At 71.8% G+C, this 13,186-nt stretch carries 10 protein-coding genes; 4 read left to right on the plus strand and 6 right to left on the minus strand.

Annotated features, from left to right (window positions below; translation table 11 throughout):
- The first annotated feature begins 54 nt into the window (after positions 1 to 54).
- Genes pdhA through FHS13_RS18445 form a run of 3 tightly spaced genes read left to right on the plus strand, consistent with a single transcriptional unit; the run spans position 55 to position 3,441 of the window.
- On the plus strand, positions 55 to 1,140 hold the full coding sequence (gene pdhA, locus FHS13_RS18435) for a pyruvate dehydrogenase (acetyl-transferring) E1 component subunit alpha (protein ID WP_184293177.1): 1,086 nt from the start codon (positions 55 to 57) through the stop codon (positions 1,138 to 1,140).
- A gap of 25 nt (positions 1,141 to 1,165) precedes the next feature.
- Positions 1,166 to 2,134, plus strand: a complete 969-nt coding sequence (locus FHS13_RS18440) for an alpha-ketoacid dehydrogenase subunit beta (RefSeq protein ID WP_184293210.1) — start codon at positions 1,166 to 1,168, stop codon at positions 2,132 to 2,134.
- Positions 2,131 to 3,441 carry a 2-oxo acid dehydrogenase subunit E2 gene (locus FHS13_RS18445; RefSeq protein ID WP_184293178.1) on the plus strand — a complete coding sequence of 437 codons (1,311 nt, stop codon included), beginning with the start codon at positions 2,131 to 2,133 and terminating at the stop codon, positions 3,439 to 3,441. The genes FHS13_RS18440 and FHS13_RS18445 overlap by 4 nt, the downstream gene beginning before the upstream one ends.
- Positions 3,442 to 3,496: 55 nt before the next feature.
- Here the strand turns inward: FHS13_RS18445 and paaZ are convergent, their stop codons facing one another.
- Positions 3,497 to 5,530 (minus strand): phenylacetic acid degradation bifunctional protein PaaZ, encoded by a 2,034-nt coding sequence (paaZ, locus tag FHS13_RS18450; RefSeq protein WP_184293179.1) that lies wholly within the window; start codon positions 5,528 to 5,530, stop codon positions 3,497 to 3,499.
- Between the two features lie 140 nt (positions 5,531 to 5,670).
- Positions 5,671 to 6,645: an ADP-ribosylglycohydrolase family protein gene (locus FHS13_RS18455; RefSeq protein WP_184293180.1), complete on the minus strand. Its 975-nt coding sequence runs from the start codon at positions 6,643 to 6,645 to the stop codon at positions 5,671 to 5,673.
- 158 nt (positions 6,646 to 6,803) lie between these two features.
- On the opposite strand from FHS13_RS18455, the gene FHS13_RS18460 reads away from it, so the two are divergent.
- Positions 6,804 to 8,654, plus strand: coding sequence for a PASTA domain-containing protein (locus FHS13_RS18460; protein ID WP_184293181.1), 1,851 nt, complete (start codon positions 6,804 to 6,806; stop codon positions 8,652 to 8,654).
- Between the two features lie 62 nt (positions 8,655 to 8,716).
- On the opposite strand, the gene FHS13_RS18465 is transcribed toward FHS13_RS18460, so the two are convergent.
- The 4 genes from FHS13_RS18465 to FHS13_RS18480 form a co-directional block, all read right to left on the minus strand.
- Positions 8,717 to 10,345, minus strand: a complete 1,629-nt coding sequence (locus tag FHS13_RS18465) for an AMP-binding protein (RefSeq protein WP_184293182.1) — start codon at positions 10,343 to 10,345, stop codon at positions 8,717 to 8,719.
- Between the two features lie 246 nt (positions 10,346 to 10,591).
- Positions 10,592 to 11,263: a hypothetical protein gene (locus FHS13_RS18470; protein ID WP_184293183.1), complete on the minus strand. Its 672-nt coding sequence runs from the start codon at positions 11,261 to 11,263 to the stop codon at positions 10,592 to 10,594.
- Positions 11,264 to 11,423: 160 nt separating this feature from the next.
- Complete coding sequence (locus FHS13_RS18475) at positions 11,424 to 11,849, minus strand: DUF6114 domain-containing protein (protein WP_343065079.1); 426 nt, start codon at positions 11,847 to 11,849, stop codon at positions 11,424 to 11,426.
- On the minus strand, positions 11,840 to 12,484 hold the full coding sequence (locus FHS13_RS18480; protein WP_184293184.1) for a DUF6230 family protein: 645 nt from the start codon (positions 12,482 to 12,484) through the stop codon (positions 11,840 to 11,842). Before FHS13_RS18480 ends, FHS13_RS18475 begins: the two co-directional genes overlap by 10 nt.
- Positions 12,485 to 13,186: the final 702 nt, after the last annotated feature.

A 13,186-nucleotide genomic window follows, 5' to 3' on the forward strand; every position in this document is an offset into this window, starting at 1 on the left:
TCAAATGCACCATGTTCCTGAACATGTCAGATGCGACACACGGAGGAGTCAGGCATGGCCGATCCCCGGGATCTGCTTCCCTCCGAGCAGCCCCTGCAGCTGCTCGACCCGTCGGGGAAGCCGGTCGACGACCCCGCCCTCCCCCTTCCCGGCACCGATCGCCTCCTCGCCGCGTACACCGCGCTGGTGATCGGGCGCCGCGTCAACGACCAGGCCGGCGCCCTCGTCCGCCAGGGCCGCCTGGCGGTTTACCCCTCCTCGCACGGGCAGGAGGCCTGCCAGGTCGGTGCGGCCCTCGCCCTGGCCGAGGGCGACTGGCTGTTCCCCACCTACCGCGACACCGTCTCCGCCGTCGCCCGCGGCGTCGACCCCGTCCAGGTGCTCACCCTTCTCAAGGGTGACTGGCACGCCGGCTATGACCCCTACGAGCACAGGGTCGCCCCCCAGGCCACCCCGCTCGCCACTCAGCTGCTGCACGCCGTGGGCGTCGCCCACGCCGCCCGGCTGCGCGGCGAGGACACGGTCGTCATGGCGCTGTGCGGCGACGGCGCCACCAGCGAGGGCGACTTCCACGAGGCGCTCAACTTCGCCGCGGTGTTCAAGACCCCTGTCGTGTTCTTCGTGCAGAACAACGAGTACGCGATCTCCGTCCCCCTGGCCCGGCAGAGCGCCGCCCCCTCCCTGGCCCACAAGGGCATCGGCTACGGCGTGAACGGCGAACGCGTCGACGGCAACGACACCCCCGCCGTCCTGGCCGTGCTGGACCGCGCCGTGGCCGCCGCCCGTGCGGGCGAGGGGCCCCAGCTGGTCGAGGCGCACACCTACCGCATGCAGGCGCACACCAACGCCGACGACGACACCCGCTACCGCAGCTCCGAGGAGGTCGACCCCTGGGTGGAGCGGGACCCGCTGCTGCGCATGGAGGCCTTCCTCCGCCGCAAGAGGGTGCTCACCAAGGCGCGCGCCGCCGAGATCGCCGAGAAGGCCGAGGCCGTGGCCGCCGCCATGCGCGAGGGGGTCTCCCGCGACACCGATCCCGACCCCTCCGAGCTCTTCGCGCACGTGTACGCCGAGCCGACGCCGCAGCTGGAGGAACAGGCCGCCCTGCTGGCCGACGAACTGAGCAGAGAGGGCAACTGACGTGGCCGAACCCATCAAGCTCTCCATGGCCCAGGCCCTCAACCGGGCACTGCGCGACGCCATGGCCGAGGACGAGAGCGTGTACGTCTTCGGAGAGGACGTCGGCCCCCTGGGCGGCGTCTTCCGCATCACGGACGGACTGACCGCCGAGTTCGGCGAGGACCGCTGCTTCGACACCCCGCTCGCCGAGTCTGGCATCGCCGGCCTGGCCGTCGGCATGGCGATGAACGGCATGCGCCCCGTCATCGAGATGCAGTTCGACGCGTTCGCCTACCCGGCGTTCGAGCAGATCGCCAGCCACATCGCCAAGATGCGCAACCGCACGCGGGGGCGCGTCGGCCTGCCCCTCGTCATCCGCATCCCCTACGCGGGCGGCATCGGCGGGGTGGAGCACCACTGCGACTCCTCCGAGGCCTACTACGCGCACACCCCCGGCCTGAAGGTCGTCACCCCCGCCACCCCGGCCGACGCCTACCACCTGCTGCGCGAGGCGATCGCCTGCGACGACCCCGTGGTCTTCATGGAGCCCAAGAAGCTCTACTGGGCCAAGGAGGAGGTGGACACCGGTACCTCACGCCCGCCCATCGGCAGGGCCGTGGTCTGCCGGCCCGGGACCGACGCCACCCTCATCGCCTACGGGCCGTCGGTGCCCACCGCGTTGGAGGCGGCCGAGGCCGCAGCCCAGGAGGGGCGCAGCCTCCAGGTGGTGGACGTGCGCTCGATCGTGCCGTTCGACGACGCGACCGTGTGCGAGGCGGTCCGCGCCACCGGACGGGCCGTCGTCGTGGCCGAGACCGCCGGGTTCGCCAGTGTCGCCTCGGAGATCGCGGCCCGGGTCACCGAGCGCTGCTTCCACTCCCTGGCCGCCCCCGTCCGAAGGGTCACCGGGTTCGACATCCCCTACCCGCCGCCCAAGCTGGAACGCCACCAGCTGCCGAGCGTGGACCGGATCCTCGACGCCGTCGACGACCTTCAGTGGGAGGACGACCAGTGACGACACAGACCTTCGACCTCCCCGACCTCGGGGAAGGACTCACCGAGGCCGAGGTGGTGCGCTGGCTCGTCGCCGTCGGCGACACGGTCGCCGTCGACCAGCCGGTCGTCGAGGTGGAGACCGCCAAGTCCGTCGTCGAGGTGCCCACCCCCTACGGCGGCACGGTCAGCGCGCTGTACGGCGCCGAGGGAGAGGTGGTCGCGGTCGGCAGCCCGCTGATCAGCATCGCCTCCGGCGACCGGGAACCGGTCTCCCCCGAGGGCGAGCGCTACCGCGAGGAGGAGCGCGCAGGTACGGGTTCGGGCAACGTCCTCATCGGCTACGGCACCCCCGAGGCGCAGAGCGCGGGACGGCGCCGCCGCCCCCGCCGCCGCCCGCCCGCCCGGCCGACCGCACCCGCGGTGCCTTCGGCGCGGCACGTCCCGCTGGTCACCTCGCCGCTGGTGCGCCAGATGGCCCGCGAGGCCGGGCTGCGCGTCGCCGACATCCAGGGCACCGGACCGAACGGGCTCGTCACCCGCCGCGACGTGGCCGCCGCCGTCGCCGCGGCCGCGACGCCGGCGCCCGCCCCCGAGCCGGCGTCCGCGCCGCACCCGGGCGCTTCCGGCGCGGTGGACCCGCGCACCGGTCTGACCGAGTCCGCCCGCACTCCCATGAGCGGGTTCCGCCGGAGCGTCGCCGAGGCCCTCGGACGCAGCCGCCGGGAGATCCCCGAGGCCACCGTGTGGGTCGACGTCGACGCCACCGAGCTGGTCCGCCTGCGCGCAGCCCGCCCCGACGGGCCCGGCCTGCTCGCCTACGTCGCCCGGTTCACGGTCGCGGCGCTGCGCGCCCACCCCGAGCTCAACGGGCGTGTGGACGGCGGGGACCTCGTCCAGTACGACGGGGTGAACCTCGGCCTGGCCGTCCAGACCGACCGCGGGCTCGTCGCCCCGGCGGTCCTGGACGCGCACCGGCTCACCACCGCCGGACTCGACGCCGAGATCCGACGGCTCACGAAGGCGGCCCGCGAGGGGAGGGCGACCCCGGCCGAGATGACCGGTGGCACCTTCACCCTCAACAACTACGGTTCGCTCCGCGTGGACGGCAGCGCCGCCATCATCAACCATCCGCAGGTCGCCATCCTCGGCCTGGGACGCATCATCGACCGCCCGTGGGTGGTCGACGGCGAGCTGACCGTGCGCAAGATCGCCCAGTTGTCGTTCGCCTTCGACCACAGGGTCTGCGACGGCGGCACGGCCGCGGGCTTCATGCGGGTCGTCGCCGACGCGATCGAGGACCCCGCCGCGGCCATCGCGGTCCTGTAGGGACACACGGAGAGGCGCCCCGGGAAGGAGTTCCCGGGGCGCCTCCTCCTCTCCGCTACTCCTCGCCCTTGGCGACCAGGGTGAGGACGTCGTAGGTGGCCACGGTCTCACCGTCCTGGTCGGTGACCGAGGCGTCCCAGCGCACCTCGCCGTAGTCGGCGTTCGTGCGCGGGGTGATCTGCTTGGCGGTCAGCGTCACCTTGATGGTGGCGCCCTCCTTCACCGGGGTGAGGAAGCGCAGGTTGTCCACGCCGAAGTTGGCCAGCACCGGGCCCGGGTCCGGGTCGACGAACAGGCCCGCCGCCAGCGACACCACCAGGTAGCCGTGCGCCACGATTCCGCCGAACAGCGGGTTGGCGGCGGCGGCCTCCTCGTCGGTGTGGGCGTAGAACGTGTCGCCGGTGAACTCCGCGAAGTGGTCGATGTCGGCCCGGGTGACGGTCCGCTCCGCCGACGCGATGGTGTCGCCGATGCGCAGCTGCGACAGATTCTTGCGGAACGGGTGCACCTCCTCCACGGTCCGCTTGGAACCGGTCGTCCAGAAGCCCGTGATCGCGGTGGCCATGTCGGGGGAGGCCTGGATCGCGGTGCGCTGCATGTGCTCCTTGACCCCGCGCACACCGCCCATCTCCTCGCCGCCGCCGGCGCGGCCGGGGCCGCCGTGCACCAGCACGGGCAGGGGCGAACCGTGGCCGGTGGACTCCTTGGCGTTGTCGCGGTTGAGCACCAGGATGCGGCCGTGCCAGGCGGCCGCCCCGAGGACGACCTCGCGGGCCACGTCCGGGTCGCCGGTGACCAGGGAGCCGACCAGTGACCCCTTGCCCCGTGCGGCCAGCTCGACCGCCTCGGCCGTTGTGGAGTAGGTGATCACGGTGCTGACCGGGCCGAACGGCTCCACGTCGTGCGGCTCCTCGGCGCCCGGCCGCGCGCGCAGGAGGACCGGGGAGACGAACGCGCCCTTCTCGGCGTCGGCGCCCACGACCTCCACGTGGTCGGGGTCGCCGAAGACGATGTCGCACGAGCCGCGCAGCGCCTTGACCGCCTTGCGGACCTCCTCGCGCTGCGCCGGCGTGGCCAGCGGCCCCATCCGGGTGTCGGGGTGGTCGGCGGCACCGACCACGACCTTGGACAGCCGGGCCGACAGCGCCTCGACGACGGCGCCGGCCATCGCCTCGGGCACGAGCACCCGGCGGATCGCGGTGCACTTCTGGCCCGCCTTGGAGGTCATCTCGGTGACGACCTGCTTGATGTACAGCTCGAACTCGGGGTCGTCGGTGGAGACGTCCGGGCCGAGGATCGAGCAGTTGAGGGAGTCGGCCTCGACGTTCAGTCGCACGCCGCCCTCGGCCACGGCCGGGTGGTGGCGCAGCAGGGCCCCGGTGTCGGCCGAGCCGGTGAAGCCCACGATGTCCTGCGGGCCCAGGTTCTCCAGGATGCCCTCGTGGCCGCCCGCGATCATCTGCAGGGAACCCTCGGGGAGGATGCCCGACTCGATGATGCGCCGGACCACCGCCGCGGTGAGGTAGGCGGTCTGCGGTGCGGGTTTGACGATGCTCGGCATGCCCGCCAGGAAGGCCGGTGCGAGCTTCTCCAGCATGCCCCACACGGGGAAGTTGAACGCGTTGATCTGCACGGCCACGCCCGGACGGGAGGTGTACACGTGCTGGCCCACGAAGGTGCCCCCGCGTCCGAGCCGCTCCAGCGGGCCGTCCAGGATCACGGTGGAGTTGGGCAGCTCGCGGCGCCCCTTGCTGGAGAAGCTGAACAGGGTGCCGAAGCCGCCGTCGATGTCGATCGCGCTGTCGCGGGCGGTGGCGCCGGTCCGGTGGGAGAGCGCGTAGAACTCGTCCTTGTACCCCATGAGGTGCTGGGCGAGCGCCTTGAGGAGGTTCGCGCGTTGGTGGAAGGTGAGCGCGCGGACGGCGGGACCGCCGACGCGGCGCGCGTGGTCGATGGCCCCCGCCACGTCGAGGCCGGCGCTCGAGAGGTGGGCCACCACCTCGCCGGTGTTCGCGTCGAACATCGGCTCGCCCTGCTCCCGGGGGGTGAACCAGGACCCCTGTACGTAGCTCTCCAGTGTCTCGGGCACCGTGCGTCCTCTCCTCTGGGATGGGTCTTTCGGCACAGTATTACAGACCGATCGTTCAGTAAATAGGTCCCGAAGGGAGAGAGCGTCCTTCACCTGCGTTTTCACCGGGAAGGCCGCGCGGTCCGCGGCCTTCCCCGGCGTCACCTTCCGGTTTTCTCGCCGGAGACCAGGGACAGGGCCAGCTCGACGAGGCTTCCGGTGCGGTGGCCCGGCCATCCGTGCACGGCGTCCAGGTACTCGGCGGGGATCGCGGAGACGCCCCAGCGGGCGCCCAGGAGGGCGCCGGTGATCGCCGCGACGGTGTCGGTGTCGTTGCCCGCCCGCACCGCGGCGTGGAGTGCCGGGGTGAACCCCTCCGGGTTGCGGGTCACCGCCGACCACGCGGCCTGCAGCGCCGTCACCACGAACCCGTTGTTCGGGAAGGAGTGCGGAGGGCCGGCCTCGGCCTCGTCCAGCCAGGTTCCCCACTGCCCGCGGCGGTCCGCGGGCAGCAGCTCCAGTCCGGCGCGCACCCCCTCCGTGTCACCGTGCACCACGGCGCGGCGGATCCCCTCGCACCACAGGACGCAGGCCTCGCCGGCCAGCGGATCGCCGTGGGTCAGGGCGCTGTAGGCCAGGGCGGACCGCGCCAGGAGCTCGGGGTCGTCCAGGTGGGCCAGCGCCAGCGGCGCGGTACGCATCAGCGACCCGTTGCCCGCACACCGCACACCCGAGGCGAACTCCCGCGCGGAGAACGCGGTCATCACCTCGGCGACCTCGGGCCTGCCCTGCGCGTGCCCGGAACCCCGCAGGACCCGGCGTGTCTGGGCGCCGATGTCGGTGGCACCCTCCTCGGCCCACCGCAGGAAGTTGTCCGCGGTCTGCCGCAGAGCCTGCGGGGACAGGGGATCGCCGTGTTCGCGTACGGCCTCGGCGATGCACACCGCCATCTGGGTGTCGTCGGAGTACTCGCCGGGCGCGTAGTCTCCCAGGCCGCCGCCGAGCATCCGGGGCACCTGGCTCTCGGAGAGCCGCACGGAGAACTCGTAGGGGACTCCCAGCGCGTCACCGCACGCGGTGCCGAGCAGGACACCGGCGGCACGGTCTTCTCTGCTTCCCGGGACGGGCATGTGCACGGGTTCTCTCCAAGGGCTGCGGGGGGAGCGGACCTGCGGCATCCGCATGTCGGATCCGACATTAACCGCTCTCCCACGGGGGCGCAGCGGGAAGGCGTGATCGGAACAGGTCTTTCGGAGAGGAATATGCGGCAGTTTGTACTCGTACAATTCCAGCCATGGAGACCCCCACTCCCGACCCCCACTTCGGAACCACCCTGGACGGCCGCTACGTCCTCGGTGAGCGGATCCGCAGTGGCGCCTCGGGGAGCGTGTACCTCGCGCACGACCGGGCCGAAGGGCGCACCGTCACGGTCACCGTGCTGCACCCGTGGCTGCTCACCGACCACGCGGCGGTCCACGCCTTCCAGAACCGGGCCCAGGACCTCTCGGAGATCTCGCACCCCGACATGGCCCGGATCCTGGACCACGGCCGCGACGGGGACCGCGTCTACTGCGTCACCGAGTACGTACCGGGCGAGACCCTCGCCGAGGCCCTCGGCGGGGGCGGCCTGCGCTACGCCCCGCACATCGCCCTCGGCATGGCCGCCTCCCTGCTGTCGGTGCTCGACACCGTCCACCGGGCGGGCCTGGTCCACGGCGACCTCGGCGCGGACCAGGTCGTCGCCGACGGCAGCGGCGGGGCGCGCCTCACCGGTTTCCCCCTCCTCTTCGACGCGGAGGAGGACGCCGGCCCCGAGCCCCGCAGCGACGTGTACGCCGTGGGCGCCCTTCTGTACACGCTCATGACCGGCGAGAGCGCCGCCACCGGGGAGGGCCGTTCCCTGCGCCCCTCCTCCGTGGACCCCGACCTGCCGCCGGACCTGGACATGCTGGTCGCCGGAGCGACCGACCCCAACCCCCGCTACCGGCCCCGGGACGCGGGCCAGTACCTCACCCTCGTCGAGCAGGTGCTGCGCTCCCTGCCGCGCCCGCCGGGGGAGCCGGGGGCCGACGACACCCGGCCCATTCCCGTCGTCGCGGCCGCTCCCGCCGCGACCGCGGCCCTCCCGCCGGCGGCGCGGGAGCGGCGCCCCCGACGGCGCCGGGTGCCCGTACTCCTGACCGCGGGGGCCGTCGCCGCGATCCTGTTCGCGGTCGGGTGGGCCCTGGTTCCCGAGCCGGAGGTCACCCTTCCGGACGTGGTCGGCACCACCACCGACGAGGCGGAGGCGCGGCTGGACGGGCTCGGTATCCAGCTGATCGTCCACTACGGCGACGTCTACAGCGACACCGTCGGGCCCGGGGAGATCGCCGGGACCGAGCCCGAGGTCGGCAGCGTCCTGCGGGAGGGCGACGAGGTCGTGCTGAGCCTCTCCCTCGGCCCCCGGTTCACCGAGGTTCCCGACGTGGTCGGAGGCACCGAGCACGAGGCCCGCACCTCCCTCCGGGAGAGCGGTTTCACCATGATCGAGGTCGTCCAGGAGCACTCCCCCGACGAGCTGCCCGGAACGGTCCTGTCCACCGTGCCCGCCGCGGGGGAGGAAGGAGACCGGGATGCCGCCGTCACCGTCCATGTCAGCGAAGGCGTCATCGTCCCCACGCTCCTCGGCATGACCGAGGAGGAGGCGGCGACCGCCCTCGAGGATCTGGGCCTCGGCGCCTCGGCCGTCGAGGAGCACCACGACACCGTTCCTCAGGGAGAGGTCAGCACCCAGACCCCCGAACCCGGATCGATCCTCCCCGAGGAGGGAACCGTCACCTTCACCGTCTCCGCCGGACCCGAGCCCGAGGAGGAAGAGGAGGAGCCCTCGGACGAGCCGGAGGAGCCCTCCGAGCCCGAGGCGTCGGACGAGGACGGCGGCCACGGCGGGGACAGGGGCGACGGCCGCGGCGACGGTCGCGGTGACGGCCGGGACGAGGGTGACGAGAGCTCCTGCGCTGCGCCCTGGGACCCCGGCACCGTCTACGACAGGGGCGACCGGGTGAGCTACGAGGGCCGCGTGTACGAGTCCCTCTGGTGGATTCACGACTTCTCGCCCGGAGACTCCTCCGCGTGGGGCCCCTGGGTCGACCGCGGACCCTGCTGAACGGGCAGTCGGAGAGGAGAGCGGGCGGATCGGGAAGCGGTCCGCCCGGACCGGCATTGGGCCTAGGACGCGTCGAACGGAAGCCTGCGCCTGACCACCTTCCCCGTGGCGTTGCGCGGCAGCTCGTCCACCAGCACGACATCACGCGGCACCGAGAAACGGCCCAGGACCTGGCGCACATGGGCCCGGATCTCCTCCGGATCCAGCGTCTCCCCCTCGTGCGCGACCACGAACGCGGCGAACCGCTGTCCGAACTCCTCGTCGGGCACGCCCGCCACCACGGCCTCCCGCACGCCCGGAAGCGCGCTGATGGCCTCCTCCACCGGGCGGGGGAACAGGTTCTCCCCTCCGGAGACGATCATGTCGTCGTTGCGACCCGACACGTGCAGGAGGCCGTGGGTGTCGATGTGACCCCGGTCGCCCGTCTCCATCAGGCCGTCCGCGACCTTCCTGCCCTGACCGTTCGTGTACCCGTCGAACAGCATGTCGTTGCCGACGTAGATGGAGCCCTCGCTGCCCGCGGGCAGCTCCGCGCCGCTGTCGTCCAGGATCGCGATCCGCGTTCCCAGCGGGGGCCGGCCCGCCGTGGTCGGTGACAGGCGCATGTCCTCGGGCGTCGCGATGGTCGCCCACGACACCTCGGTCGACCCGTACAGGTTGTAGAGCACGTCACCGAACTCGTCCATGAAGGAGGTGATCAGGCCGGGATCCATCGCGGAGCCGCTGCACGCCACGATCCGCAGCGACGACGTGTCGTAGGCGCGCCGCACCGACGCGGGCAGCTCCATGATCCGCCGCAGCATCACCGGCACCGCGAACAGCGCCGTGCACCGCTGCTCCTGAACGGTCCGGAGCACGTCCTCGGCATCGAACAGGCGCCTCATGACCAGGGTCGACCTCATCGCCATCCCCAGCTGTACGCCCGCCAGTCCCCACGTGTGGAAGACGGGGGCCGCGACCAGGATCCGGTCCGAGGAGTTCAGCGGAATCCGGGACAGCACCGAGGCCCCGTCCTGCGGTCCCTTCGGGGTCGGGCGGCGGGCGCCCTTGGGTGCCCCCGTCGTCCCGGACGTCAGGACGATCAGCCTGCTCGGGGTCCGCGGTGGTGCGGGTTCCTCCCCGGCGACCGCTCCGGCCTTCCAGGGCACCTGAGGGCCGGAGCCCTCGGAGTCCGTCCACGCCCTGAACCTGGGCAGGTCGATGTCCGCGCACAGCGCCTCGAACTCGTCGTCGAGGACGAGCACGGACACATCGTGGGCCGCCACGGCGGCGGAGAGCTGCGCCGCGGACATGCCCGTGTTCAGCAGCACGGTGTCGGCGCCCAGCCGGCCGCAGGCGATCATCGTCTGGACGAAGGCGCTGTGGTTGCGGCACAGCAGTCCCACACGGGAGCCCTCGCCCGCACCCGCGCGGTGCAGCTCCAGGGCGAGGAGGCGGCCGCGCAGATGCAGATCGCGGAAGGTCACGGGGCCGTGGTCGTCGACGATCGCGACACCGTCCGGCACGCGTTCGCTCGCCGCGGCGTAGCCCCCGGCGATCGTCGCTCCCCAGGTACGCAGCGCGCGTAGCTGTCGGACGACGCGGTCGGGCCGTCCCGGCGCGAGGACACCGGCGCGGACCAGGATCCGGACCGTCTCGAGGAGCCGGCCGATGCGGGAGGGGGGTGAAGCGGTGGAGCTGTCGGACGCCATGGGGGTCTCCGGGGAGGGACGGGGACGGGCGAAGCGTTCCGCGCCTTGCCGGAGAGCCTTCGCCTCGTGACTCCCCGGGGTAATGCGACGTTAGGCGAGGACGGCCCTGGTTTCTCCGTACCGGAGTGAGGCGTTACCGGTGCGTAGTTGTCAACCGGAGACGAGGGGCCGCCGCGCGGTGCGCGGCGGCCCCCACACCTTGTCCCCCTCACAGGGGATAAGGCGTCATACGGGCTTCCCCGGGGATCAGCTGGTCACCGTGATCGGGGAGGAGGGGTTGTCGGCGTTGGTCACCTTGTAGGTCGCGTCGAAGGACGCGTGGGACGCGCTGGTCGGGCAGCCGAAGCCGCCATCGACGTCGACGGGCACCGAAGTGTCGAAGTCCAGCGTCGACGCCGGGTTGCCGTTGCTCCAGTTGCCCTGGACGTGCGCGGTGGCATCGGGGCTGACCACCGCGGTGCACGAGGCCAGGCCTCTGGTGGTCACCACGATGCCGCCGGCCGGGATCACCATGGTGGCCAGCGACGGGGAGCCGTGCTGGATGGTGATGTCCCAGACCGGGTCGACGACCTGGACGCTCGCGCTCACGAGCACGATGTTCGTGGAGCAGTTCTGGAACGTGGGCGCGTTGATCGGGCCGGTGACGGCACCGCCCGGGTTGTGGTTGCCGGGGGCTTCGGGAACGAGGTTGTTCCCGTTGCCGGGGGCGGTCACCGACACGTCGCAGGTGACCACGACACCGCCGGCGTCGAAGACCGCGCCGCCGTCGAGGGTCGCGGTGAACCCGTCCCCGGCGGGCTCGACGGTGGTCGAGCCCGCGGCGGCCTGGGCGCTGCCGCCCCAGGACAGGGCGAGGACTCCGGCGGCGGCCAGAGCGGCGAAGGAGCGAGTGCGGGATCTCGGTCGCGGAACCGACATGAGTACTCCTTTTCTGTAGTCGCCCGCAGGCATGCGCAAGCACGGCGGACGACACTTTCGGGGGGTGTACGCGCCGATCGGTAGACGTGGTTTTCCTGGGTGGACCCGGGGGCGCGGCGCGATGCCGTGCCCCCGGACGTCTGTGACAGCTTCCGGTTCCTCAGGCCCCGGTGGATTCGGCCCTGCGCCTGCGGCGCCCGCGGCGCTTCTCCTTGACCGGTTTGGCGACCGGTCTCCAGGAGAAGGCCAGACCACCGCCGACCAGGGCCAGCAGGGTGCCGACCACCAGTCCTCCGAGGTTGGACAGGACGAGTGCTCCCAGGGCGAGGAATCCCGCCAGTGAGCCGGTGATGACGTGCTGGTTCGGCGTGAACCAGGTGACCAGGCCGAGGACGGCGAGCATGCCGCCGAACATCAGGGACGAGACCGCCCCGATGCCTGTGTGGAGCATCAGTTCGACCGGCATCGCGACCAGTGAGGCCATCACGATGCCCGACAAGATCATCAGGAGCCCTCCCGCGAAGGGCCGCTTCTTGCGCCAGGTGCGCCAGCTGCGTCCCAGGCTCCGCAACGATCTCAGAAGCACTCGTTCTCCCCGAGGGTGATACCGAGGTTGAGGCCCGAGAGCCGGAAGGTGCCGGCACTCGCGGCCCGGGCGGTCTGCTCCAGGTCCTCCACGATGATCACGTCGGACTGCATACCGAAGAGGTCGTTGAAGCCGTGGGCACGGGCCGGACCCTTGTCGAGGGTGCCCGCGTCCCGCCCGATCTCGATGTTCTGGAACTCGGCGTCACCGGCCATCTGCGACATGTCGATCACCAGGTTCTCGGCCTGGACGGGCGTGCCCTGGTCGCCGGCGGTGAGCCGGAGCGAGATCTTGCCGACGATGGGGAACTCGGTGAGTACGGACTGGCAGAGGCCCACGAGCTCGGCCTCCTTGATTCCCGCGACACCGACGGGGACGGCATCCTCGCGGACGGTCTGGTCGAGCCAGCCGTACTGGACGAAGCCCTCGCCGTGCAGGCTGTCGGCGGAGATCTTGAAGTCCTGGCCGGACACGGTGAAGGAAGCAGCGAGGGCGCCCTGGGCCATGGCGATGAGGATTCCGCCCACGGCGGCGCCGGCCGGGAGGGAGAAAAGTGCGAAGCGCTTCCAGCTGGTGTGGCTCCCGGGTGCCTCCGCGACGGAGTCCTCGAGGACCTCGGGGGATGTGCTGTCCATGCATGTCCTTCCATGGAGAGGTCAGTACGTCGTCATGCATGGCCGCGCTGCGCCCGCCGGTGTCCCCCCGAACAATCCGGCCCGCGGCCCTGGTGTGCGTCCCCCGTCGTGCCGGGGCTGCACCGGGAGCAGGGCTCCGGTAATGCGGACAATGATGTATCGGCCGACCGGGGATTTCAAGAGAGCTTCGAGAATTTTCACGAGATGGGGGGAAAGAGGGGGGGTGAAGTGCGATGGAGGGCGCCCTGACGTGCGAGGACGGAGGAAAGGAGGGGGAGTGGAGGAGTGTGCATTCGCGGAAGGAGAAGGAATGTCGCGGACAGGTTGCGAATCGACCAAGGCGGTCATCCGAAAAAGGAGACGCCTTGTCATCCGGGTGAGCGGGAAGGAGCCCCGGACCCGCGCGGGAGTGAGTGCCGCCCCGGCGGGGTGTTGATGCCGGGGTCGGAGTGGTGGAAGGGACAGCGGTGCAGCGGGGCGCGCCGGCGGGTGTGAGTGGGGACACAGGCGTTGCGGTTTGCCGAGGGTGGAGGAGGCGGGTAATGTTCACCAGGTCGCCGCGGAACGGCGAGCGCCCCGGACACGGGGACGGCTCGGATCCCGGACCGCGATCGGCGGCGAACCTCCTCTCCGAACAAGCTCGGTCCGGGCAGTGCCCGAAGCCGTGTAAGCTTCGGAAGGCCTCCTCGGAAAGCAGGGTCT

Origin of the sequence: Nocardiopsis algeriensis (assembly GCF_014203695.1) — a bacterium.
Lineage (GTDB): Bacteria > Actinomycetota > Actinomycetes > Streptosporangiales > Streptosporangiaceae > Nocardiopsis > Nocardiopsis algeriensis.